This window comes from Pseudomonas sp. P9_31 (genome assembly GCF_034008235.1).
In the GTDB taxonomy this organism is placed as follows: domain Bacteria; phylum Pseudomonadota; class Gammaproteobacteria; order Pseudomonadales; family Pseudomonadaceae; genus Aquipseudomonas.
On sequence record NZ_CP125375.1, the window covers coordinates 5,018,134 to 5,040,029 of the forward strand.

25 protein-coding genes are annotated in these 21,896 nt (G+C 59.1%); 3 read left to right on the forward strand and 22 right to left on the reverse strand.

The window, feature by feature from the left end:
- Positions 1-2: 2 nt before the first annotated feature.
- The 12 genes from QMK51_RS22720 to QMK51_RS22775 form a co-directional block, all read right to left on the reverse strand.
- The gene (locus tag QMK51_RS22720; protein ID WP_258697333.1) at positions 3-212 is read right to left on the reverse strand and encodes a hypothetical protein; all 210 of its coding nucleotides are present in this window, start codon (positions 210-212) and stop codon (positions 3-5) included.
- A 101-nt stretch (positions 213-313) separates the two neighbouring features.
- The gene (locus QMK51_RS22725) at positions 314-853 is read right to left on the reverse strand and encodes a DUF4376 domain-containing protein (protein ID WP_320392006.1); all 540 of its coding nucleotides are present in this window, start codon (positions 851-853) and stop codon (positions 314-316) included.
- On the reverse strand, positions 853-2,988 hold the full coding sequence (locus QMK51_RS22730) for a phage tail protein (protein WP_320392008.1): 2,136 nt from the start codon (positions 2,986-2,988) through the stop codon (positions 853-855). Before QMK51_RS22730 ends, QMK51_RS22725 begins: the two co-directional genes overlap by 1 nt.
- Positions 2,989-3,624 (reverse strand): phage tail protein I, encoded by a 636-nt coding sequence (locus QMK51_RS22735; RefSeq protein ID WP_320392010.1) that lies wholly within the window; start codon positions 3,622-3,624, stop codon positions 2,989-2,991.
- Positions 3,621-4,616: a baseplate J/gp47 family protein gene (locus QMK51_RS22740; RefSeq protein ID WP_320392012.1), complete on the reverse strand. Its 996-nt coding sequence runs from the start codon at positions 4,614-4,616 to the stop codon at positions 3,621-3,623. The genes QMK51_RS22735 and QMK51_RS22740 overlap by 4 nt, the downstream gene beginning before the upstream one ends.
- A complete protein-coding gene (locus QMK51_RS22745) occupies positions 4,613-4,945 on the reverse strand; it encodes a phage baseplate protein (RefSeq protein ID WP_258697338.1) in 333 nt (110 codons plus the stop codon). The genes QMK51_RS22740 and QMK51_RS22745 overlap by 4 nt, the downstream gene beginning before the upstream one ends.
- Before the next feature lie 10 nt (positions 4,946-4,955).
- Positions 4,956-5,567 (reverse strand): phage baseplate assembly protein V, encoded by a 612-nt coding sequence (locus QMK51_RS22750; protein WP_320392014.1) that lies wholly within the window; start codon positions 5,565-5,567, stop codon positions 4,956-4,958.
- A gap of 3 nt (positions 5,568-5,570) precedes the next feature.
- Entirely contained in the window at positions 5,571-6,083 is a 513-nt protein-coding gene (locus QMK51_RS22755) for a hypothetical protein (RefSeq protein WP_320392016.1), read from the reverse strand.
- Between the two features lie 47 nt (positions 6,084-6,130).
- The gene (locus QMK51_RS22760; protein WP_008010200.1) at positions 6,131-6,481 is read right to left on the reverse strand and encodes a phage holin family protein; all 351 of its coding nucleotides are present in this window, start codon (positions 6,479-6,481) and stop codon (positions 6,131-6,133) included.
- Positions 6,482-6,604: 123 nt separating this feature from the next.
- Positions 6,605-7,165, reverse strand: coding sequence for a DUF642 domain-containing protein (locus QMK51_RS22765; RefSeq protein ID WP_320392018.1), 561 nt, complete (start codon positions 7,163-7,165; stop codon positions 6,605-6,607).
- Between the two features lie 7 nt (positions 7,166-7,172).
- Positions 7,173-7,361 carry a Com family DNA-binding transcriptional regulator gene (locus QMK51_RS22770; protein WP_320394553.1) on the reverse strand — a complete coding sequence of 63 codons (189 nt, stop codon included), beginning with the start codon at positions 7,359-7,361 and terminating at the stop codon, positions 7,173-7,175.
- A gap of 505 nt (positions 7,362-7,866) precedes the next feature.
- Positions 7,867-8,601: an XRE family transcriptional regulator gene (locus tag QMK51_RS22775; RefSeq protein ID WP_258700787.1), complete on the reverse strand. Its 735-nt coding sequence runs from the start codon at positions 8,599-8,601 to the stop codon at positions 7,867-7,869.
- 199 nt (positions 8,602-8,800) lie between these two features.
- On the opposite strand from QMK51_RS22775, the gene mutS reads away from it, so the two are divergent.
- Both mutS and fdxA read left to right on the forward strand, forming a co-directional pair.
- Positions 8,801-11,380 carry a DNA mismatch repair protein MutS gene (gene mutS, locus QMK51_RS22780; RefSeq protein WP_320392020.1) on the forward strand — a complete coding sequence of 860 codons (2,580 nt, stop codon included), beginning with the start codon at positions 8,801-8,803 and terminating at the stop codon, positions 11,378-11,380.
- A gap of 142 nt (positions 11,381-11,522) precedes the next feature.
- Positions 11,523-11,846, forward strand: a complete 324-nt coding sequence (fdxA, locus tag QMK51_RS22785) for a ferredoxin FdxA (RefSeq protein WP_003222178.1) — start codon at positions 11,523-11,525, stop codon at positions 11,844-11,846.
- A gap of 633 nt (positions 11,847-12,479) precedes the next feature.
- On the opposite strand, the gene rpoS is transcribed toward fdxA, so the two are convergent.
- The 8 genes from rpoS to QMK51_RS22825 all read right to left on the reverse strand — a co-directional run bounded on the left by rpoS (position 12,480) and on the right by QMK51_RS22825 (position 19,681).
- Positions 12,480-13,487, reverse strand: a complete 1,008-nt coding sequence (gene rpoS, locus QMK51_RS22790) for an RNA polymerase sigma factor RpoS (RefSeq protein ID WP_105340288.1) — start codon at positions 13,485-13,487, stop codon at positions 12,480-12,482.
- 106 nt (positions 13,488-13,593) lie between these two features.
- On the reverse strand, positions 13,594-14,451 hold the full coding sequence (locus QMK51_RS22795; RefSeq protein ID WP_258697344.1) for a peptidoglycan DD-metalloendopeptidase family protein: 858 nt from the start codon (positions 14,449-14,451) through the stop codon (positions 13,594-13,596).
- A gap of 208 nt (positions 14,452-14,659) precedes the next feature.
- Entirely contained in the window at positions 14,660-15,295 is a 636-nt protein-coding gene (locus QMK51_RS22800) for a protein-L-isoaspartate(D-aspartate) O-methyltransferase (RefSeq protein WP_173861137.1), read from the reverse strand.
- A 38-nt stretch (positions 15,296-15,333) separates the two neighbouring features.
- Entirely contained in the window at positions 15,334-16,086 is a 753-nt protein-coding gene (surE, locus tag QMK51_RS22805; protein ID WP_258697345.1) for a 5'/3'-nucleotidase SurE, read from the reverse strand.
- The gene (gene truD, locus QMK51_RS22810; RefSeq protein WP_320392026.1) at positions 16,074-17,132 is read right to left on the reverse strand and encodes a tRNA pseudouridine(13) synthase TruD; all 1,059 of its coding nucleotides are present in this window, start codon (positions 17,130-17,132) and stop codon (positions 16,074-16,076) included. Before truD ends, surE begins: the two co-directional genes overlap by 13 nt.
- Positions 17,129-17,602, reverse strand: a complete 474-nt coding sequence (gene ispF, locus QMK51_RS22815; RefSeq protein WP_018927000.1) for a 2-C-methyl-D-erythritol 2,4-cyclodiphosphate synthase — start codon at positions 17,600-17,602, stop codon at positions 17,129-17,131. Before ispF ends, truD begins: the two co-directional genes overlap by 4 nt.
- A gap of 112 nt (positions 17,603-17,714) precedes the next feature.
- Positions 17,715-18,560 (reverse strand): S-formylglutathione hydrolase, encoded by an 846-nt coding sequence (fghA, locus tag QMK51_RS22820; RefSeq protein WP_258697347.1) that lies wholly within the window; start codon positions 18,558-18,560, stop codon positions 17,715-17,717.
- Positions 18,561-18,568: 8 nt separating this feature from the next.
- A complete protein-coding gene (locus QMK51_RS22825) occupies positions 18,569-19,681 on the reverse strand; it encodes an S-(hydroxymethyl)glutathione dehydrogenase/class III alcohol dehydrogenase (RefSeq protein ID WP_018927002.1) in 1,113 nt (370 codons plus the stop codon).
- Positions 19,682-19,787: 106 nt separating this feature from the next.
- Here QMK51_RS22825 and QMK51_RS22830 point away from each other — a divergent pair, with 106 nt between their 5' ends.
- Positions 19,788-20,684 carry a LysR substrate-binding domain-containing protein gene (locus tag QMK51_RS22830; protein WP_258697348.1) on the forward strand — a complete coding sequence of 299 codons (897 nt, stop codon included), beginning with the start codon at positions 19,788-19,790 and terminating at the stop codon, positions 20,682-20,684.
- Between the two features lie 103 nt (positions 20,685-20,787).
- Here the strand turns inward: QMK51_RS22830 and ispD are convergent, their stop codons facing one another.
- Positions 20,788-21,495, reverse strand: coding sequence for a 2-C-methyl-D-erythritol 4-phosphate cytidylyltransferase (gene ispD, locus QMK51_RS22835; RefSeq protein ID WP_320392034.1), 708 nt, complete (start codon positions 21,493-21,495; stop codon positions 20,788-20,790).
- Positions 21,492-21,770, reverse strand: a complete 279-nt coding sequence (ftsB, locus tag QMK51_RS22840) for a cell division protein FtsB (protein ID WP_007907178.1) — start codon at positions 21,768-21,770, stop codon at positions 21,492-21,494. Before ftsB ends, ispD begins: the two co-directional genes overlap by 4 nt.
- Positions 21,771-21,896: the final 126 nt, after the last annotated feature.

The window sequence follows — 21,896 nt, forward strand, 5'->3', positions numbered from 1 at the left end:
GGTTATTCAGCCTTCTTGGCAGCGGCCTTTTTGGCCGGGTTGGATGTAGAGGCCGACTCTGCAGCCTCGGTTTTTTTCAGCTCCAGACGACCAGCGCTGCACAACGCACTGGCCTCCACATCGAGCAGGTCGAGCTCTTGGCCGACGCTCGACCAGTGGCCACCCCCGGTGGGGAATGGGAGGAGCACGGTGTAGGTTTGGCGTTGTGCCATTTGGGTTTCTCCAGATACGAAAAAGCCCCTTTTGAGGAAGGGGCTGTCGGGTGTTGTTTGATGTTTGGCGGATAAAAAAACGCCCCGTGAGTGCGGGGCGTTTATTGAGCAGCTGTGTTCGTTGTGGGTAGCGAAGAATCCGGCCAGCCTTCATCGAGCATTTCATTCGTGTAGGTGCCGGATTCAACGGTACGAAGCAAGATCAGCTCGCGGTCGAAACAAGCCTGGACGTGCTTCCGGACTGCCATGGCAATCGTGATGATCTGCGGCGCAACAATTTCGACAAATCCATTGGCCGTTTTGAAGTTGCAGCGATACTCCGGATCAAGGATCGCGGAAAGTCCGGTTCCGGCAATCAGTGCCTGGCTGTCGCGCGTTGTTTCGATTGCCAGGCCATCGACAGCGATGCCCGTCCCTTCACGCCTATACCGCTCTTCAGCAATCATTACTTTCAGCTCAGCATGCGACACGGGTGAAACGACAGGCGCCACGAACGCCTCACCATCGAACAGCCACCCCTGCTGCACCTGCGACGGACATTCAATCCAAACCAAGCTGGGGTGAAACATCTGGGTGATATCACCGTCAGTTTCAAACAACTCAATCACTTGCCCGTTATAGATGTGCGCGTAACTTTTCATTATGCGTACTCCTCAAGAATCATTACGCCAGGGCCTCCGGTCGCGCCGACCCTCGCCGCGGTGGAAGGACCGCATGCTACGCCTCCAGCGCCAGCCCCATACCCAGTCCCAGGAGAAGCCGCTGCGCTTATTCCCGCGCCAGCCCCCCCTGAACCGAGCGGACTATTTGCCCCGTGACCAGCCAGCGTCGAGGCATTAACCAGGATTGCCGGAGTGCCGGGTTGGCCCGCACTGTTTATGATATTGCCGCCGGAAGAGGTAGCCCCAGGAAAACCACCCGGTATCAGGTTGAAGGCAGTATTTGCGACGGCAACGCCCGGATTATTAGTTCCCAAACCACCTGGAGCGGAAACCAATCCCCCTAATGAAGTTGTTCCACCCGCCCCTCCCGCCGTGCCTGCCCCACCCGCTGCCCCGGCGGCACCGATGGTTACAACTTGACTAGCACCAATGTCTTGAGCTGTTAGCAAAGCTTCTGCGTAGCTACCTGCTGCGCCGCCTCCAGATGCCGATGTTTGGGTTGACGAAGTTGCAGCCGAACCAGCTGACCCACTGCCGCCACCGACCATCCGCACTCGAACCTTTTTCATTCCGGGGGTTGGGATAAAGACGCCGCTCGCGGTGAACTTCTGGACGTTTAAAAGGCGTCCATACTCGTTGTCGTGGACTCTCTGCTCTAACGCCGCAATATCAATATTTCCCTGATTGATCGGCGCGCTCCAAGCCTTGATGCACCACATAACGGCCAAGTTGCGCGGGCGAGCCTCGGCGCCACCGGAGCTGCCGAGAACAACGGCGAATGAGTAATTCGGTGTCGGTACGACGTTGGTACTGTCGATAACCATGCCAACCCCGGCCGTGCCCTGAGCGGAGCCGATCAACGGAGATCGAGTAATTGCGTGGGAATGAGCCTTGTTGTCATCAGCCTGCCAGCTGCCAATCGCCCGGCCTGCATCAACCCCGCGCCCATGGTCCCAGCCGCGCAAGAACTCGCCGCGCGATTCAGGCAAACGAAAATTACCAGCCCCCTCATCCCCCTTGTTAAATATCGTGCCGAGGAACGCCGCGAGATCCGGATAGACCGCAATGCTCTTCACACTGCCATCAATCTCGAGAAATCCCGGCGGGACCTTATCCAAAGGAAACGGCACCATCGCGCCGACCGGCAGCGCCGAAGCCTCGGCAATCATCGCCTCGATTTCAGGCTTGGTGTACGTGTCCTTGATGCCAAACCCGGCCAGCGTTTCAGGATTCGTACCAGCGGTAGCCCGACCGTACTTATCCACGGTCAGACTCTTATAAGTCCCCGGCTGAATCCCCGTCCGCCCGGCCAACATCTCAAATGTCAGCGCCGTCGTGCCCAGGGTTATCGGCCCGTTGGTAGTCAGGTGCCACAGCGAATCGCCGTTGGCGGTGCCCTCTTCGACCATCACGGTCAGGCCCGGCGTTACTTTGGCACTGGTATTGGCATCGTTCGCACGGGTCCAGGCACCATTGCCCACAACCCACAGGCCGTTGTCTTTCGCCAACGTCTGGTACGCCAGCAACACCCGATCACCCGCTACCGCCGCCACACCATCAATCTGCTGCGCGCCGTTCAACACCACATTGCCCGTGGCCGCGACACGAACCGACTGTTTACCATCGAGCTTACCCAGCTCTTCAGCGAGATAACTCATCACCCATGCACGAGTCGCTTTAACAACCGTGTCGTCAATCAACAACGTCACCAACGCCGCATTACTGGTCTCGAAAATCGAGCGAATGTAGAACTCTTTCCCCGACCCCGAAGTCGCCAACACCGGCTTGAACGACTCCGGATACTTGACGATGGCATACAGAATGCCGGTATCAGTCCACAGCCCAGCCTCACGCACATACCAGCCGCCTACTTCAGGCGGGATAGTCACTTCGGCCAGCAACCAACTCGGATTTTTCTCATCCTGGAACAGTGCGTTTAGCGGCCCGCGCCACACTTCGCGTTTCAGTGCGGTGGCGGTTGCGGCCGGGTTATAAATCGCGCCGCCGCCGTCGCCGACGGAAATCTGCGACAGCTTGATCGGTGTGCCCGCTGCCTTGCAGGCGGTTTCGTAGGCGATCCCCGCATTGGTGAGCAGGGTGTAATAGTCGGCCATTTAGGACCCCTGTGGATAAATAGTGGAGGTTTCAACGGTGTAGAGCCCAGCGGCCATAAAGGCCTGGCCCGAGGCTTCAAGCCCTTCGATGACAAGCGGATAAACCGTGGTCAGCTCGCCGCACACCGTCGCGGCACCGATGACGTGAGTGCCGAATGCGCTCAAGCCGACGGAAACCTTCAAGGTGTCGCGTTCGCTTTTGGCATCCGCCAGGCGTCGGTCGAGACGGGCGTCGATTTCTTCGCTGTAGGGCTGTTCGGTGAAGGCCCTGACGGAAAAGCTGTAAGCCGGCCCGGGCGGCGTTTGCTCGTACCAGGCACGAATCTCCGGTGTCAGCCGCAAACCCTTGGCTGCGTTTTCCAGCGCCTTTCGTGTTCCGGCTTGCCGTGCGGTGGGCCAGGCGAGTTCTACTGTCAGGCGTTTTTCCGCCTCGGCCGCCTCGGAGCTCCACTCACTGACGCCGCGGTCCGCCGCGAGATACGGCAGAAATGCCAAGGGTGTTGCAACCGGATTCATCAGCTCGGGGAACGGCGGCGCGATGCGATCGAGCAATGTGCCGAAACCGAGATCAAGTGCCTTTTCCAGCGGTGAGCTGTTGGCCGGCAACAGGCTCGGGCGAGGTGTATCGTCACTCATAACGTATCCACCTCGACCTCGACGCCCGTGCAATACGGCGCATGAAAAGCGCTCGTCACAATCGGCGTTACCGGCTCAAGGATTTGCAGCTGAACCGCGCCGGCGCTGTGCAGCGTGTAGTCGATCCAGCTCGGATCCACCCGCCCTTCCAGGCGATGGCAGGCATCGGCATACGCCTGCAACTGCTGTTGCGCGGCGACTTTGGTGAGCCCTGAATCGGGCCCCGGGTTGATCTTCGCAATCACCCGGATTTTGTAGTTCTTGATTTGCGCGGCCTGCACGGTGACCAGATCCGTTTCGGGCCGGACATCAGGCCGGGCGAAATGCTGGCGAACACCGTCGAGCAGCGCTTGGGATGGCGTGCCATCACCCTCCCGGGAAAGCACCGTGACCGTGACTTCGCCTGGCGCGGTCCGGCGTCCATTACCGTCCTTGATCTGCGCGACATAGCCGTCCGGGTCGAAGGTGTAAGTGACCGTCACCACACCCGCCGCGGTGGTTTCCACCTTCACGACAGGCCGTTCGCCAAGGGTGAAAATCTCGCGCCGATACTGCATGCGTGAGCCGGCAGCCGGGGCATGGGGCGCCAGGTAATAACGCAACCGGGCGTCGTCGTCGCTCTCAAAAACCGGATCGATCGGCGGGAATGCCGCCGGGTCGCCCGGATCAAGCAGCTGACGTTCAAGTCCCATGTCCGCAAGGCGCGCATCGAGGTTGGTCCCGGTGGCCCACCACGCCAGCATCTGTTTGATGCGGGCGTTGTATTTACGCTCGTGGGTTTGCAGCCGCACACAAAACGCCTCAAGGGCCAGGGTCAGCAACTCGCTTTCGTTTTCAAGGCTAGCTGCAAGCTTGGCCGCGCTCTCGGGAGCACGGGCTCCGACGTACTCGACGACGAAGGTCTTGAACTCTGCGAGCAGATCCTCGAACGCTTCGACCGTGACGATGGCCGGTTCGGCCAACTGGTTCTGGCCAGGTATCAACATGCTCATGCCACCACCTCGAAGGTCTGATTGCGGTTTTTCCAGGTGCCGGCGAAGCGCAGCAACAACCCGGCACCGTAGCGGCTGGCCACAATGACCTGCGGCTCGAAATCGTCGATGCCGTTGTGCTTGTTGTAGAACGCTTGGGCCGCATGGCTCTGGGCCAGAATCAGCAGGTCATCGCCGAGGTTCCTCCCCAGCAACTCAGTGAGTGCGCAGCCATACAAAGGGCGCTTCTGACGCGTGCCCAAAGGCGTGGTCAACGCCCGGGTGGCACGCTGCACAAATTGCAGCCAGTCATCGACCGTTGCGCCGGTGTTTCTATCGATTCCGATCATGGGAAGCTCTTTATGCGGTACTGATGACGCGACCCTGGTGATCCACCAACGGGCCGCTCAGATGCACACCGGAAGCATCGAGCCGCAGGCCGACGGCGCCCAGTTGCAATTCGATGGCCTCAGGCCTCATCGCCAACCTTGCCGGGCCGATGCTCAATTCGAGAGATTCACGGGAGCCGGTGAACGCCGCCGGGCCGTTGTTCCAGTGCAAAACATGACTGGCGTCGTCGTAACCGTTTTCCGTGCCGTCCTGATAGAGGCGACGCGTCAGCGATGCCTGTGTCGAGACGGGCGGGAACTGACCGCCATTGAGACCGAACAACGCCACCGACTGCCCGCCGCCCTCTCCGCCGCCATGGTTCAGCAGCAAACACTGCTCGCCCACGGAGGGGATCCGCGACTCGCTCTGTGCGCCGGCACTCGGGTTGAAAAACCGGATCGCCGGGGTGAGCAGCTCCCCATGGCTGACCTTGCAGGTGTTGCTGGCCGCATCGACCTCCTGGCACACACCGATGCGACAGAAACTGTCGGCACGCCGGTGCAGGTCTTCCATCTCGGTTTCCATTTCGGCCAGACGCTCGATGATCGGGCCCAGCTGCAGACGTAAAAGCGCATCAAACATGGGTCAGCCCTCGAGTGCGGTGTATTGATCCGGGTCGTCGATGTTCGACACCTCCCAGGTGCGAGCGAATTTCGGGATGCCCAGCGGGTCTTCGAGCAGCGTCGGGCCGAGGTACAGGGTTTGGGTAAATGAAACGGTCCAGGCGGTGTGCTCCCGTGTTTCGCTGATGAACGTGGACGGGACACCCTCAATGTTCATGGGCGGATCGCATTGCTCGCCCGGCAGTGCCCAGCGATTATCGACAACCAGGTTCTTCAACTCACTGGCCAGATCGCAAGCCGCCAACCCTGTACCGGGCACCACGGCTTGCAAGGAAACGGTCAAGACGTGAGCAATGCGCCCGTCGTTGGCACGGCTGCCTGGCGCATCACGTTCGATGGCGATAAGCACCCAGGGCTGATCGCCGGTGCCGTCGAAGTCTTGATGACTCCCGACCTTCAAGCCGGGAACGGTGCTGCGCAATGTCTCGGCAATGGCGGAAAACAGCTGCGACGGTTTTTCGATGACGGCGGGCATTCATGGCCTCCTGTTCCTGTAGCAACGCGAAGATCAGCGACGCCGGTTTACTGTTGGTCGGGACGAGAATCCCGCGGTGGCACTTCGCAAACGCCAATCCGCTTGGCGGCCCAGCGTTCGTAAAGCCCGATGGCCACGTCCGCCCCGGCCATCGCCGTGAGGCAACCAAAGGCACCGGCGGCCCAGATCGACACGCCGGCGGCGTACAGCAGCATGATTGCCGAGACGCCGCAGATCATGCAGGCCCCGGACCGCAACGCCAGACGCCGCAACAGCGACCAGCCACGGGCGCCTTCCTTGTCGGCGCGCCACATTTCGCCGGACACCCCGCCCACCAGGGCGAGGACGATGACCAGCCAGATCGGCATGTCCAGCAACGCTTGTTGCTCGTTTGTCATGTCACGCCTCCTGGGGGTGATTGATGAGTGATGGGGTGGTGTGTTTCGGATGCAGCCTTGGTGATCGACAGCCGTCTCTCAAGCGCAGAGAAACGACTGCCAGTTCTGTTGATGGCAGGAGTTTTAAAGAGGCTCAACGATTACGTTGTCGATAAAGGCAAAGTTGGCGTACGGGTTCTGTTCGTTGGAGAAGGCCAGGGTCGTTTGAGCCGTGGTAGCAGTGAAGTCGTAAGTGATGGTGCTCCACTCGACTGTTACACCGTTAGCGGACGGGGTGTTGAAGGTGACGGTTTGCCCAGCCACTTTCACCTGGATGACACCGTCGCCGGAGCGACCGGCGTAGCGCGAATTACCCGCGCTGAAGGTCAATCGGTACTGGGCGCCGACCGTGGTGGCAAAGTTCTGTTGAATGCCGCCGCCGTTTTCATAAACGTAGTTGGCCAGGTCGACAATCGCAACGCCATCCGCGGCGGTCGTACTGAAGTACTCGACACCGGACAGAAACGTCGTCCAACCCGTGATGAAGTTGGCTTGCTCCGTGGTATCCAGTGTGCAACTACCACCGCAACCTGGCTGTTCAAAGCTGCCGTTGACCAAAAGATTGGCGGCAACAGCGTTGCCCCCAGCGCCGAGCAGAGCAGCGGACAGCAACAGCGGGGCAACATACTTCTTGAAAACGTTCATGGTTCACCTATTGAGTTAATTGAGTTATTTGCACTGCTGATGCAGCGCTCATGTCGCTCATAGGCGATCGCTCGAGGCTCGCGGCCTTCACATGATTCAGCGTCCCGCATCGGGAACATTTGATCTGGAGCTCGGTGTACTCACCCATTCGGGCAAGCAGTCTTTTGCAATATCCACATCTGCAATCTTTCAACATCTGCAATGCCTTTTGTTTTCTGCCGGATCCTTCCTGTTGCTCTGGCGATGCCGAGACGAGGCTTGATGTGCCTGACGGTAAGCAGGCATTCCAAAAAGCCCGGTCGCCCAGGCTTTTCAGTAATGCACTTGTGTGATCTTTCGGCGCTACTGGCGCGGTACGGATCGATTCAAATTGTTTTTCCGACCGCGGTCCCTGCCCGCCGGATAACTGCTTCTGGTGCTTTACGCTGCACACCCGGGTCAGTTGCCAACCCTCTGAACCGTTGAGGCCGGTTCATCGCTGCCTTTGTTGTGGAACTAAAGAGCTTCGTTTCGAGCCGCTTTGTTGAGCGGCTTGAGACAAAGAATATGCATGTATGCATATACAGTCAATGCATAAATGCATTTATTTATGCATTGAAAATGCACGAACGCATGAAAGCCCCGCAGACAAAGGCGTTGGCGGTTTACGGCAGGCGAAAAAAAACCCGCCGGGGGGCGGGTTTTATCTGACAGCGGTGAGGTTAGCGGGCGTACATGCCCCACCAGAAGACGTGACCGAGGATGACAATTTGCTCTTCCTGGATTTCCTGGAAGCTGTAGTCCTCGTCCGGATGCTCATCGCGGTTGAAGCTGCGCAGGCGAATCCCGGTCGGCAGGCGATAAAGCTGTTTCACCCGCAATTGGCCGTTGTGGTTGATGGCGTACAGGTCGCCGTCGACGATGTCGCCAATCCCGCATTTGCCAGCATTCACACCAACGGTGGCGCCATCGCGCAGCACCGGCAACATGCTGTTGCCACGCACGGTCACGCATTTGGCCTGGTCGAACTGCACACCGTTGTGGCGCAAACTGCGCTTGCCGAAGCGCAGGCTAGAGCGCTCGCTCTCTTCGATGACGAATCTTCCTGATCCAGCAGCCAATTCAACCTCGCGAAGAAAGGGGACCGACACCTCGTCGTCATCGACGGGTGTATCGTCGTCCCACAGGCTTATGTCCTTGAGTTCCGAATGCAATTCATCGCGCCCGGCGCTGGCAGCCGGCGCGACATCCGCGCGGCCCCGCAACTGATCGGTACTCACGGAGAAGTATTCGGCAATCTTCGAAATATGTTTATCCGAAGGATCGACGATCTTCCCGCTGAGGATCCGCGAGAGAGTGGATTGAGGCACGCCGGTGCGACGGTGAAGCTCCGTGGGGGAGATCCCGTGTTGGTCGAGCAGCGCTCTTAAGACGGTAGAAACATTGCGTTTTTGCATAACGCGCATAGTGCTTGATCTTTTTTCGGAAGACAAATGCCAAATTGCATAAATTGTGCATAGACCCACGAAAAATTGCCTTGAGGCTTTCATGCCTGCGTCGGGCGGACCGCCCATGGTAACCTTGCGCCCATCGCGGAAAAGCCGGGCCAATGCCCCTCCTTTGCCCCACACCTTTCAACGAATTTGCCTATATCCGATGAATAAAGCGCTCTCCGATCTGTCCTCCCACACGCCGATGATGCAGCAGTACTGGCGCCTGAAGAACCAGCACCCTGACCAGCTGATGTTCTATCGCATGGGCGACTTCTACGAAATCTTCTATGAAGACGCGAAGAAGGCCGCCAAGTTGCTGGACATCACCCTGACTGCCCGTGGGCAATCGGCGGGCCAGGCGATTCCGATGTGCGGGATTCCTTACCATGCCGCGGAAGGTTACCTGGCGAAACTGGTGAAGCTCGGCGAGTCGGTGGTGATTTGTGAGCAGGTCGGCGACCCGGCCACCAGCAAAGGCCCGGTGGATCGTCAGGTGGTGCGGATCATCACGCCCGGCACGGTCAGCGATGAAGCGCTGCTGGATGAACGCCGGGACAACCTGATCGCGGCGGTACTGGGTGACGAGCGTCTGTTCGGCCTGGCGGTGCTGGACATCACCAGCGGCAACTTCACCGTGCTGGAGATCAAAGGCTGGGAAAACCTGCTGGCGGAGCTGGAGCGGGTCAATCCGGTAGAGCTGATGATCCCGGACGACTGGCCGAAGGACCTGCCGGCGGAGAAACGTCGTGGGGTTCGTCGCCGTGCGCCGTGGGATTTCGAGCGCGACTCGGCGCTGAAAAGTCTTTGCCAGCAGTTTTCCACCCAGGACCTGAAAGGTTTCGGCTGCGAGAACCTGACCCTGGCGATTGGCGCCGCCGGTTGCCTGCTCAGCTACGCCAAGGAAACCCAGCGCACCGCCCTGCCGCACTTGCGCAGCCTGCGTCATGAACGCCTGGACGACACCGTGGTGCTGGACGGCGCGAGCCGTCGCAACCTGGAACTGGACACCAACCTGGCCGGCGGTCGCGACAACACCTTGCAATCGGTGGTCGACCGCTGCCAGACCGCCATGGGCAGCCGTCTGCTGACCCGCTGGTTGAACCGTCCGCTGCGGGATTTGACCGTATTGCTGGCACGCCAGACCTCGATCGCCTGCCTGCTCGACGGCTACCGCTTCGAAAAGCTGCAACCGCAGCTCAAGGAAATCGGTGACATCGAGCGGATTCTGGCGCGGATCGGCCTGCGTAATGCCCGTCCTCGTGACCTGGCGCGTCTGCGCGATGCTCTCGGTGCACTGCCAGCGTTGCAGGTGGCGATGGCCGAGCTTGAAGCCCCGCACATCATGCAACTGGCGACGACCACCAGCACCTACCCGGAACTGGCGGCGCTGCTGGAAAAGGCCATTATCGACAACCCGCCCGCTGTCATCCGTGACGGCGGCGTGTTGAAAACCGGTTACGACAGCGAACTCGACGAACTGCAATCGCTGAGCGAGAACGCCGGTCAGTTCCTGATCGATCTCGAAGCCCGGGAGAAGGCCCGCACTGGCCTGGCCAACCTCAAGGTCGGCTACAACCGCATTCACGGCTACTTCATCGAACTGCCGAGCAAGCAGGCCGAATCGGCGCCGGCCGACTATATCCGTCGCCAGACGCTCAAGGGCGCCGAGCGCTTCATCACCCCGGAACTGAAAGCGTTCGAAGACAAGGCGCTGTCGGCCAAGAGCCGCGCCCTGGCTCGCGAGAAGATGCTCTACGAAGCGCTGCTCGAAGACCTGATCGCCCAGTTGCCGCCCTTGCAAGACACCGCCGCCGCACTGGCCGAACTGGACGTGCTGAGCAACCTCGCCGAGCGCGCACTGAACCTGGACCTGAACTGCCCGCGCTTCGTCAGCGAACCGTGCATGCGCATCAGCCAGGGTCGTCACCCGGTGGTCGAGCAAGTACTCACCACGCCGTTCGTGGCCAACGACCTGAGCCTCGACGACAACACCCGCATGCTGGTGATCACCGGCCCGAACATGGGCGGTAAATCCACCTACATGCGTCAGACCGCGTTGATCGTGTTGCTGGCACACATCGGCAGCTTCGTGCCGGCGGCCAGTTGCGAATTGTCCTTGGTCGACCGGATCTTCACCCGAATCGGTTCCAGCGATGACCTGGCCGGCGGGCGTTCGACCTTCATGGTCGAAATGAGCGAAACCGCGAACATCCTGCACAACGCCACCGAGCGCAGCCTGGTGCTGATGGACGAAGTCGGACGCGGTACCAGCACCTTCGACGGCCTGTCCCTGGCCTGGGCCGCCGCCGAGCGCCTGGCGCACCTGCGGGCCTACACACTGTTTGCCACCCACTATTTCGAGCTGACGGTGCTGCCGGAAGCCCAACCGCTGGTGGCCAACGTGCACCTCAATGCCACCGAGCACAACGAACGCATCGTGTTCCTGCACCACGTGCTGCCTGGCCCTGCCAGCCAGAGCTATGGCCTGGCGGTTGCGCAGTTGGCCGGTGTGCCGAGCGAAGTGATCGTGCGTGCTCGTGAACACCTGAGCCGGCTTGAATCCACAGCGTTGCCTCATGAAATGCCAGCGCCGGCCAAAGGCAAAACCGTGGCGCCACAGCAGAGCGACATGTTCGCCAGCCTGCCGCACCCGGTGCTGGATGAACTGGCCAAGCTCGACCTGGATGACCTGACACCGCGCAGGGCTTTGGAAATGCTCTATACATTAAAGACACGGATCTAACGCACTTGCCTGCAAGCTGTTAGAATCTCGCGCGGTTTGGGATGCTGCAGGCTAACAGCCTGGCCTGCAGACTATCGCTCCCGAACCTGGCGACCCCGTCCTGAAGGGGCTCCGCTGCCGCCGCCTGAGGAGAAAATTAGAAATGACCTTCGTCGTCACCGACAACTGCATCAAGTGCAAGTACACCGACTGCGTAGAAGTCTGTCCGGTGGACTGCTTTTACGAAGGCCCGAACTTCCTGGTGATTCACCCGGATGAGTGCATCGACTGCGCACTGTGCGAGCCAGAATGCCCTGCCGTGGCCATCTTCTCCGAAGATGAAGTTCCGGAAGATATGCAGGAATTCATTCAGCTGAACGTTGAGCTGGCGGAAATCTGGCCCAACATCACCGAGAAGAAAGAATCGCTGCCTGATGCCGAAGAGTGGGATGGCGTCAAAGGCAAGATCAAAGACCTCGAACGCTGATTACCCCCCGCGTTCTCGAAAAGGCCCCTTGCGGGCCTTTTTGCTTTTTCAAAGATCAAAAGAAAGATCAAAAGATCGCAGCCTGCGGCAGCTCCTACAGAGATTGCTCATGTTCGCGAAATCACGGGTGTACGTGGTTTGTGTAGGAGCTGCCGCAGGCTGCGATCTTTTGATATTTTGCTTTTCTGCAGGCAAAAAAAAGGGGCGGTTTGACCCGCCCACATTTCTTCCCTATTCCCTGTGTTCCTTTTCATCGTCCTGATGAATCGCATCCTGCGATATCCATTCCCCTCCTCCTTGAAGGGCGTGTCTATCCGTCGACACAGTTCAAATACTAAAGTGTTCCCCACCAAGCGCAATCGGCCTTTATGGCTGAAACCACCTGTAATATGTCGTTAACCTAAAAAAATAATCATATAAATCAACTAGATAAACCGTGAGCACACGTTGAATAGACAACTGCCAGGGTGTAAAAATAGTGAACACTTACGAAAGAGTAAGCAAAGACTTACACCACAAGACTACAAACCTGAGGCGGCGCCAAAAACAATGCACCTCTCATATCCCAGACAGCAAAAAGCCCCGAACCAGTCAAACCAGTCGGGGCTTTTTGTTACCGGTTGAGCGAATGGCTTATTGGAACAGCGACTCACTCGACAGGCCGTTTTTCTCAAGAATCTCCCGAAGACGCTTGAGGCCTTCAACCTGGATTTGCCTGACCCGCTCCCGGGTCAGGCCGATTTCCAGGCCGACGTCTTCAAGGGTGCTGCTCTCGTGACCTCGCAAGCCGAAGCGGCGTATGACCACCTCGCGTTGTTTGTCGGTCAGTTCCGAGAGCCATTGATCGATGCTCTGCGACAGGTCGTCGTCCTGTAACAATTCGCACGGATCGGTTGGGCGGTCGTCGGTAAGGGTGTCCAGCAGGGTTTTATCCGAATCCGGACCCAGCGAGACGTCGACCGAAGAAACCCGCTCGTTCAGGCCGAGCATGCGCTTGACCTCGCCTACCGGTTTCTCCAGCAGGTTGGCGATTTCTTCGGGTGAGGGTTCGTGGTCGAGCTTTTGAGTCAGCTCCCGTGCAGCCCGCAGGTACACGTTGAGCTCTTTGACCACATGGATCGGCAACCGGATGGTCCGGGTCTGATTCATGATCGCGCGCTCGATGGTCTGACGAATCCACCAGGTGGCGTAGGTCGAAAAGCGGAAGCCGCGTTCGGGATCGAACTTTTCCACTGCCCGGATCAGGCCGAGGTTGCCCTCTTCGATCAGGTCCAGCAGCGACAGCCCACGATTGACGTAACGCCGGGCGATTTTCACCACCAGCCGCAGGTTGCTTTCAATCATGCGCTTGCGCCCGGCCGGGTCGCCACTTTGCGACAAGCGCGCAAAATGAACTTCTTCTTCCGGAGAGAGCAATGGGGAAAAGCCGATTTCGTTGAGGTACAGCTGCGTGGCATCGAGTGCCCGGGTGTAGTCGATGTACTTGTGTTGCTTTAGCGAAGCGGAGTGTCTGGATTTGGCACGAACGGAAGGTGGTGCATCCCCTTCATCATTCGACATCGAATCCGTAGCGATGCCGGTCTCCATCAGGAGAACCTCATCGTCGATGTCAAACTCCGGCACTTCTTTACTGAGAGCCATTGTTATAGTCCTTTGGTGAGTTCGACCTCAAGCTCAAGCGGCGCCTTTATCCCTGGCAACGCTGGAGCCTGTTCCCTCTACGTGACGGAACAGGCTGGCGCACAAATCAACGACGTGGCAGGAATTGCAGCGGATCTACAGGCTTACCTTGTCGGCGAATCTCAAAATGCAGTTTCACCCGGTCTGTACCCGTTGACCCCATTTCGGCAATTGTCTGTCCGACTTTGACCTGCTGCCCCTCCCGAACCAAAAGCCTGCGGTTATGACCGTAGGCACTGACGTAGGTATCGCTGTGTTTGATGATGACTAATTCGCCGTAGCCCCTTAAGCCACTCCCGGCGTATACCACCGTCCCATCAGACGCAGCTAAAACAGGCTGTCCCAAATCTCCGGCGATATCAATTCCTTTATTCAAACTACCGTTTGAAGAGAATTTTCCAATGAGAATGCCACTAGAAGGCCACCCCCAGCCCGTCGGGGCCGGACCGGCAGGAGGCAGTGGCGCGGGTGCCGGCTTGCTGGCGACGGACGGTGCAAGCACCGTTGTACTGGTCGTTTCGCCATTTGCCTGGCGTCGGATTACCGTGGTTTTACTCGACGAAGAAGGCGAGGAACTGGACGAACTCACGACTGCCGTTGGCGTTGAACCGCTGCGACCGTCAAAGCGAATCGTCTGACCCGGATGAATCGTGTAAGGCGTAGGAATATTGTTCCTTGCCGCGAGGGCTTTGTAGTCCCAACCGTAGCGAAAGGCGATGGAGAACAAGGTGTCTTTGGGTCGAACAACGTACTGGCCGGTGGTCACGACCGGACGCTGGGCGACCGCGTTGTTGCGTTCGACAACTCCCACACTACTCGATTTGGTACTGGAGCAACCGACCAGCAAGGTACTCAAGACAAGGCCAGTCACCAGACGCTGAAAGCTCGTTATACCCATTCGCTGCGCAACGACTGTGAGACTCACCCGCCGCTCCCTTTGTGGTGGCTGAAAATATGAATTGCCGTGTTCCGGCACAAAATGTCGCAAGTATAACGGGCCGAACAGGCTTTACCTTTAATGAAGCGATTTGCTTGGCGCACACGTTTGCTGCCTGACGATGAAACGTTTAACCAATCGATGCCGCTGTAAGACCCAGGCAATCGAAGAGAATTCAGCGCGCCAAAATAAATGCTCAGGCCAGCGGCCCGTTGAGCAATGGCACAAAGCGTACCGCCCCCAGAACACGCCTGGAAAAGCCCTGCTCTTCACGGATGATCAGCATCAATTGCTGCACCTCACCGGAGCCGACCGGAATCACCAGTCGCCCGCCCGGCGCCAACTGATCGAGCAGTGCCTGAGGCACGTCGGTGGCCACGGCGGTGACGATGATGCCGTTGTAAGGCGCCAGCGCCGGCCAGCCTTCCCAACCATCGCCCCAGCGAAATACCACGTTGCGCAGATTCAGTTCCACCAGGCGCTCCTTGGCCCGGTCTTGCAAAACCTTGATGCGCTCCACGGAAAAAACCCGCTCGACCAGCTGCGACAACACCGCCGTCTGGTAACCCGAACCGGTACCGATTTCCAGTACCTTGTCCAGCGGACCGGCCTCCAGCAGCAGCTCGCTCATGCGCGCCACCATATAAGGCTGGGAAATGGTCTGGTTATGCCCGATCGGCAACGCGGTATCTTCATAGGCGCGGTGTGCCAGCGCCTCGTCGACGAACAGGTGACGCGGCGTGCGGCGGATGACTTCCAGCACCTTGGCGTTGGACACCCCTTCTTCATAGAGACGCTGAATCAGGCGCTCGCGGGTTCGCTGAGAGGTCATTCCGATGCCGCGACGCAGAATGTCGTCTTGTTCACGAGTCATTTGCGCAGCCCCTCCAGCCAGCCATCGAGACAACTGAAGGCATCATTGAAGGTGCGATCCAGTTGCAGTGGCGTGATTGAAACATAGCCTTGCATCACCGCATGGAAATCGGTGCCCGGGCCGCCATCTTCAGCGTCCCCCGCTGCGGCGATCCAGTAACCCGACTTGCCGCGCGGATCAACCACTTTCATCGGCGCAGCCGCTCGGGCGCGATGACCGAGACGGGTCAGCTGGATACCGCGAATGTGATCCAGCGGCAAGTTGGGAATGTTCACGTTCAGTACCGTGCGCGGTGGCAGATCCAGGTCCGCGTGAGCCTCCACCAGTTTGCGCGCAAAATAGGCGGCGGTGGGAAGGTTCTCTACTTGCCGTGAGACGAACGAAAAAGCAAACGAAGGACGCTCCAGAAAACGCCCCTCAAGGGCCGCCGCCACGGTGCCGGAATACAGCACATCATCTCCCAGGTTCGCCCCCAGGTTGATACCGGAAACCACCATGTCCGGCTCGAACTCCAGCAAACCATTAAGGCCCAGGTGTACGCAGTCGGTGGGTGTGCCGTTGAGGCTGATAAAGCCGTTGGCCAGGGTTTGCGGGTGCAACGGACGGTCGAGCGTCAGCGAGCTGCTGGCGCCACTTTTGTCCTGGTCAGGGGCAATAACCACGCATTCGGTGTAATCCGCCAGCGCAGCATAAAGCGCGGCGAGACCGGGTGCGGCTACCCCATCGTCGTTAGAAATCAGAATACGCATGGGCTGTCCGTCTGCCCCACCGGCACCAGATCGACGAGTTCACGCACCAATACGGTGGCGAAGCATCCGGCCGGCAGGACGAATTCCAGTTGTAGAATGTCCAGCGAGGGATAATGCCACGTCAACCCGCCAATGGGCAGCCGCAGGATGCGACGTTCGTGGCTCATTCCGGCGTTGATCAACCAATCGCGCAGATCCGCTTCGCGCGCGGCGATCGCCTGTTCCAATTCATGGACAGCGCCCGCTGCGGGCGAGTCACCTTCGCCCCACTGCGGGCCGGTTGGGTGCAGGTCGAGAATCGCCAAACGCGGGTCGCTGCACTCGGCTTCACCCGCCGGGAAGAAGCTGCGGCTGTCGGTGAACGCCAACAGATCGCCCACCTGAGCGCGCTGCCAGGTGCCATCGGCGACGCGCGCCGCCAACACTTGATTGAACAGAAAACTGCGCGCAGTGGAAAGCAGCCGCGAACGCACATTGCGTTGCTCCGGCAGGGCCTTGCGCGCCGCCCAGGCACGGGCATCGACGACGTTGCCGCCGTCAAAGCCGAACCGCTGGGCGCCGAAATAATTGGGAATACCTTTCGTGGCGATCAGTTGCAGACGCTCTTCGATCGCCGCCTTGTCACCGCTGAACTGGGTCAAACGCAAGGTGAAACCGTTGGCCGAATGGGCTCCGCGTTGCAGTTTGCGTTTATGCCGACCGGTCTTGAGGATTTTCAGCGTATCGTTTTCCGCCGCCGACAGATCTGGATCGGCCTTGCCCGGCAGTTGCACGCTGAACCACTGGCGAGTCAGCGCCTGACGGTCCTTGAGCCCCGCATAGCTGACGGTACGCAACGGCACGCCCGCCGCCTTGGCGATCCACCGCGCCGCTTCTTCGGTATTCAGACCGCGCTTTTCCACCCAGATCCACAGGTGTTCGCCGTCGCCGCTCAGGGGAATATCGAGGACTTCGTCGACCTGGAAATCTTCCGCCGTGGCTTTCAGAACCGCGCTGCCGAGGGCTTGACCATAGGCCCGCGGGCCGAGCAATTGCGCCTCGTTCATGCGCGCAGCAACAAGGCAACGGAGTGCACGGCAATGCCCTCTTCGCGACCGACAAAGCCAAGCTTTTCGGTGGTGGTAGCTTTCACATTCACTTGATCCAACTCAACTTGAAGATCTGCGGCAATCAGCGCGCGCATCGATTCGATATGCGGGGCCATTTTCGGGGCCTGGGCGACGATGGTGTTATCGACGTTGCCGACTTTCCAGCCCTTGGCGTGGATCAGTGCGACGACATGACGCAACAGCGCACGGCTGTCGGCGCCCTTGAATTGCGGGTCGGTGTCCGGGAAGTGCTTACCGATATCACCCAATGCGGCAGCACCGAGCAAGGCATCGCTCAAGGCGTGCAGCAGGACATCACCGTCGGAATGGGCAAGCAGCCCGAAGCTGTGTGCAATCCGCACACCGCCCAGCGTGATGAAATCGCCTTCACCGAAACGGTGCACATCATAGCCGTGGCCAATACGCATAAAAAAACGCCCCGATTTTTGTCAGGGCGTGATTCTACCTGCTTTGTCGGACATTAGGGTCTGTTGACGTTTGGTGGCGCGCAACGCGGCCGTCACCGAACGTCAACAGCCCCTACGCGCTTAGCGCGCGCCCATGATGTTGCAAGTGGTCCTCGACAAAGCTGGCAATGAAGAAATAGCTATGGTCGTAGCCGGGTTGCAAGCGCAACGTCAGCGGATGACCAGCCAGTTTGGCCGTCTGTTGCAAGGCCTCAGGCTTGAGCTGGGTAGCCAGGAAATCGTCTCGATCACCTTGGTCGACCAACAGCGGCAGCTTCTCGTCAGCCTCGGCGATCAGCGCGCAGGCATCCCATTCGCGCCATTTCGAACGGTCTTCCCCCAGGTACCGGGAAAAGGCTTTCTGACCCCATGGGCAATCCATCGGATTGTTGATCGGCGAGAACGCCGACACCGACAGATAGCGCCCCGGATTGCGCAACGCGCAGACCAGCGCGCCGTGGCCGCCCATGGAATGGCCGCTGATGCCACGCTTGTCCGATGCCGGGAAATGCGCTTCGACCAATGCCGGCAATTCCTGCACGACATAGTCATGCATCCGATAGTGCCGGGACCACGGTTCCTGCGTGGCATTCAGATAAAACCCGGCACCGAGACCGAAGTCCCAGGCGCCGTCCGGATCACCCGGCACGTCGGGACCGCGTGGGCTGGTGTCCGGTGCGACGATGATCAGCCCAAGCTCGGCGGCCATGCGCATGGCGCCGGCCTTCTGCATGAAGTTCTCGTCGGTGCAGGTCAGGCCGGACAACCAGTACAGCACCGGCAATTTGCCGCCCTGTTCCGCCTGCGGCGGCAGGTACACGGCAAACACCATGTCGCAGCCAAGTACATCGGAGCGGTGCCGGTAGCGTTTGTGCCAGCCGCCGAAGCTTTTCTGGCAGGAGATATTTTCCAGGCTCATGACCGACCTCAGAAATGGATGACGCTACGGATGCTTTTGCCTTCATGCATCAGGTCGAATGCCTTGTTGATATCTTCCAGCCCCATGGTGTGGGTAATGAAGGTATCCAGCGGGATCTCGCCGGTCTGGGCCATTTCAACATAGCTTGGCAACTCGGTACGCCCGCGCACACCACCGAACGCCGAACCGCGCCAGACGCGACCGGTCACCAATTGGAACGGACGGGTGGAGATTTCCTGACCCGCACCGGCCACGCCGATGATCACCGACTCCCCCCAACCTTTGTGGCAGCACTCAAGTGCAGCACGCATCAACTGAACGTTGCCGATGCACTCGAAGGAAAAGTCAACGCCGCCATCGGTCATATCGACGATCACTTCCTGAATCGGACGATCGAAATCTTTCGGGTTTACACAATCGGTAGCACCCAACTGCCTGGCGATCTCGAACTTGGCCGGGTTGATATCGATAGCGATGATCCGCCCGGCCTTGGCTTTGACCGCACCGATCACAGCCGACAGACCGATGCCGCCCAGACCGAAGATGGCAACCGTGTCGCCCGGCTTGACCTTAGCGGTGTTGATCACCGCGCCAATGCCGGTGGTGACGCCACAGCCCAGCAGGCAGACCTTTTCCAGCGGCGCTTCTTTAGGAATTTTGGCCACGGAGATTTCCGGCAGCACGGTGTACTCGGAAAATGTCGAGGTACCCATGTAGTGGAAAATCGTTTCGCCCTTGTAGGAAAAACGCGAAGTGCCATCCGGCATCAGGCCTTTACCCTGCGTCGCACGAATGGCCTGGCAGAGGTTGGTTTTGCCCGACAGACAGAATTTGCACTTGCCGCATTCCGGGGTGTACAGCGGGATTACATGGTCACCGACCGCGACCGACGTCACACCCTCGCCGATCGCTTCGACCACCGCGCCACCTTCATGCCCCAGAATCGAAGGAAAAATGCCTTCCGGGTCCGCGCCCGAGAGGGTGTAGGCATCGGTATGGCAGACACCGGAAGCGACCACGCGCAGCAGAACTTCACCGGCCTTGGGCATGGCGACATCGACTTCAACGATCTCGAGGGGTTTCTTGGCCTCGAAGGCTACGGCGGCGCGCGACTTGATCATGCTGACTCTCCAGTGAATAAAAACAAGACAGGGAGTGTAATACAGCTGCTTGCGATGAATAATCGACACAAAAGCAAAACATTATTGCCATACAGGGATAATCCTGATGTCCGAAAACCGCTGGGAAGGTATCGACGAGTTCGTCGCCGTCGCCGAATGCAGCCAATTCACTGCCGCGGCTGAACGCCTTGGGGTGTCGTCCTCCCACATCAGTCGCCAAATCGTACGGCTGGAAGAGCGCCTGCAAACCCGTTTGCTCTATCGCAGCACCCGTCGGGTCACGCTGACCGAGGCCGGGCAAACCTTTCTGCAACATTGCCAGCGCTTGCAGGACGGTCGCGAAGAAGCGTTGCGAGCCGTCGGTGATTTGACCAGCGAACCCAAAGGTATGTTGCGCATGACCTGCGCCGTGGCTTACGGCGAGCGATTCATCGTGCCTCTGGTCACTCGTTTCATGGGGCTGTATCCGCAACTGCGCGTTGACATCGAACTGAGCAATCATCCGCTCGATCTGGTGCATGAAGGCCTGGACCTGGCCATCCGTCTCGGCCGTCTGCAGGATTCAAGATTGGTCGCAACCCGTCTGGCGCCACGGCGCATGTACCTGTGCGCCTCGCCGTCTTACCTGGAGCGGTATGGTCGCCCACACAGTTTGTCGGAACTGAGCCGCCACAACTGCCTCATCGGCAGTTCGGATATCTGGCAACTGGAACAGAACGGGCGGGAATTTTCCCAGCGAGTACAGGGAAACTGGCGCTGCAACAGTGGGCAAGCAGTGCTGGATGCGGCGCTACAAGGGGTTGGTTTGTGTCAGCTGCCGGATTATTACGTCTTGGAGCACCTGAAAAACGGCGAATTGATTTCGCTGCTGGAAGCCCACCAACCGCCGAATACAGCCGTGTGGGCGCTTTACCCACAGCAACGGCATCTGTCGCCGAAGGTGCGCAAGTTGGTGGATTACTTGAAGGCGGGGTTGGCCGAACGGCCGGAGTATCGAACTTAAGATAAAAAGATCGCAGCCTGCGGCAGCTCCTACAGGTATCGAGTACACCCGTTAATCCGAGGCGCACACGATCAATGTAGGAGCTGCCGAAGGCTGCGATCTTTTAACGGCGGTTAGCCCAACGCTGCCGCAACCACTCAAGGTCTTCGGGGCGAGTGACCTTGACGTTATCGGATCGACCTTCGATCAGGCGCGGCGCCTGGCCCGACCACTCCATGGCCGAGGCTTCATCGGTGATCACAACGTCCGCCACCAGACTGTCTGCCAATGCCCGATGCAACGCGCCAAGGCGAAACATCTGCGGTGTGTAGGCCTGCCAGATCACACTGCGATCCACCGTCTCCAGCACACGCCCATGCTTGTCGACCCGCTTGAGGGTGTCACGCGCAGGCACCGCCAACAGCCCACCCACCGGATCGTCGACCAGCTCACTGAGCAATTTATCGAGATCATCACGCGCCAGATTCGGTCGCGCAGCATCGTGAACCAACACCCAATCCTCATCGTCAGCGCCTTGGGCATGCAGATGCAGCAAGGCATTGAGCACCGACCCGGAACGCTCGGCGCCACCTTCAACCCGCTGAATACGCGGATCGGCAGCACACGCCAGGTTCGGCCAGTAAGGATCGTCGATAGCAAGACTGACCACCAACCCCTTCAGGGAAGGATGATCGAGAAAACAGCCAAGGCTGTGTTCCAGAATAGTGCGCCCGCCCAGCTGCAAGTATTGCTTGGGACGGTCCGCGGCCATACGGGCACCGACACCCGCGGCAGGAATCACGGCCCAGAAGGCCGGTAACGACTCCATCATTGGGCCAACTGGTAAAGGGTTTCACCGTCCTTGACCATGCCCAACTCATGGCGAGCCCGCTCTTCAACGGTCTCCATGCCTTTTTTCAATTCACTGACTTCGGCGTCCATCACCCGATTGCGCTCCAGCAACGCCTCGTTCTCGGCATGTTGGTCCGCAATCTGCTGCTTCAGCTCGGCCACTTGCGCCAGACTGCCATTACCCACCCACAGGCGGTACTGCAGGCCAGCCAGCAGCAAGAGCAAGACGAGGAACAACCAATTGGGACTGCGCATCGAATATCAGGTATCCAGTGAAAAAAGACAGCCATGCCAAAACTTTGAAGCGTCTGATAGCACGAAGCCTGGAAGAACCAGGCTTGTGCTCTTAAGGCATCAGATTAGTGGCAAATCCATCGCTGC